General features: G+C 67.5%; 1 protein-coding gene. It reads right to left on the bottom strand.

The features are described from left to right. Window positions 1-16 precede the first annotated feature (16 nt). Complete coding sequence (locus tag AB0G56_RS42150; RefSeq protein WP_360981660.1) at window positions 17-1,645, bottom strand: ISAzo13 family transposase; 1,629 nt, start codon at window positions 1,643-1,645, stop codon at window positions 17-19. Between the last annotated feature and the right edge of the window lie 54 nt (window positions 1,646-1,699).

The following is a 1,699-nucleotide window of genomic DNA, read 5'->3' on the forward strand; positions in this document are numbered from 1 at the left end:
AAGGGCTTGCAGATCATTAACACGTTGTCTTGATCATGCTGCTGGGGTCGCCACTCAGGGCTTGAACCCGAGCCTGGAGGGCTGTGAGGGCGGCGGGCGGGGTGGCTGCCGGCGGGATGACGATGCTGTGCGCCTTGAGCAGTGTCCTGATCTTCAGGAGGGTGCGGTGCATGGCAGTGCGACTGCTGTCGAACAGCACGGCGAGGGGTTCTGCGGCCAGGGCGACCCGCAGGTGAAGGACGGCTGCCAGGACCTGGTCGGGGAAGGCGAGTCGGGGCGGGCGTCCGCGCTTGACGTCGCCGTCGACGGCCAGAGTGTCGGTCAGATCGCTCAGTTGCTGCCGGGACATGCCGGTCAGGGCGGGGTCGGATAATAGAGCATGGTCCCACTCCGGGGCCGGCTTTTGCGGAGTCCGGGGTGCTGGGACGGCGGGGCACGGCTGGGGGTGCACGGCATAGTTCCAGTCGCCGTGGAAGGGGTGTCGGGTCAGTGGCAGGGCCGCCATCTCCGCGTCGCCGATCTGGACTCCGGTGGGGTAGGTGTTGGTGTCCAGCTCGGCCATGACGCGCAGGCCGGTGCGGGTGGTGGTCGCGGCGATGGACTGGACGATGACTTCGTGGCTGGTCAGCGGGCGGCCGCGCCAGTTCATGGTGATGTGGGAGAAGAGCCGGTGCTCGATTTTGTTCCACTTCGATGTGCCCGGCGGTAGGTGGCACACGGTGATCGTCAGTCCTGTTTCGGCAGCGAGCCGGGCGAGTTCGAGCTTCCAGGCCCGGGTGCGGTAGCCGTTTGAGCCGCCCGCGTCGGCGGTGATGAGCAGTCGTGTCGCCTGCGGGTAGGCGGTCCGGCCCTGGCCGGACCACCAGCGGCGGATCGATTCCACTGCGAACGCGGCGGTGTCGTGATCGGTGCCCACGTTGACCCAGCCGGTGTTCGCCGCGAGATCGTAGATCCCGTACGGGACGGCTTTGCCCAGCTGGGGGTCGGCGAAGTCATGGACGTTCACCGGCATCGGATCAGCCGCGGGCCGCCATTGCCGTCCGTTGTTCTTGAACTCGCCGACGAGCTCTTTCTTCTTGGTGTCCACGCTGATCACCGGCTGGCCGGTGTCCCGGTGATCGCGGGCCTGCTCGTTGAGATAACGGAATTGGGCATCCCGGTCCGGATGCTGGCTTCCCTCGATGGTCTTGGCGTTGGCCTGCAGGCTGAAGCCTTCCTCCCGCAGGAGGTCGGCGACGGTGTCCGCACTGACTTTGTGCCCGGCCCGGGCCAGCTCCCGCGCGAGGTTGCGGGTCGACTTGACCGTCCACCGCAGTGGCGACATCGGATCACCGCGCTCGTCCGGCTCGACCAGTGCCAGCAGTGCCGGCCGCAGCCCCGTATCGAGATCTGCGACCCTCTTGCGGCCTCCGCCTGGCCGCCGCACCCGCCCCAGAGGCTCCTCGCCGGTCTCCAGCTCGAACACGCCCTTGCGGACCGTGGTCTCACTCACCGAGGCCGCCCGCGCGACGGCCCGAACACCACCGTGTCCCAGGACACGGGCCTCCGCGGCCATCAGTAGCCGTCGTTGCCGCTCGTCCAGATGCGGGAACAACACCGTGAACTTCACAGCGAGTTGGGTACGGATCTCGTCCGGGATGCGCATACCACACCAACGAGCCACGGGACGGGAAGCAACACCTTGATGATCTGCAAGCCC

This window comes from Streptomyces sp. NPDC021356 (assembly GCF_040641015.1).
GTDB lineage: Bacteria > Actinomycetota > Actinomycetes > Streptomycetales > Streptomycetaceae > Streptomyces.

Bases quoted from the DNA above. Each gene is read 5' to 3' on its own strand.
- AB0G56_RS42150 (WP_360981660.1), bottom strand. From the start codon at position 1,645: ATGCGCATCCCGGACGAGATCCGTACCCAACTCGCTGTGAAGTTCACG.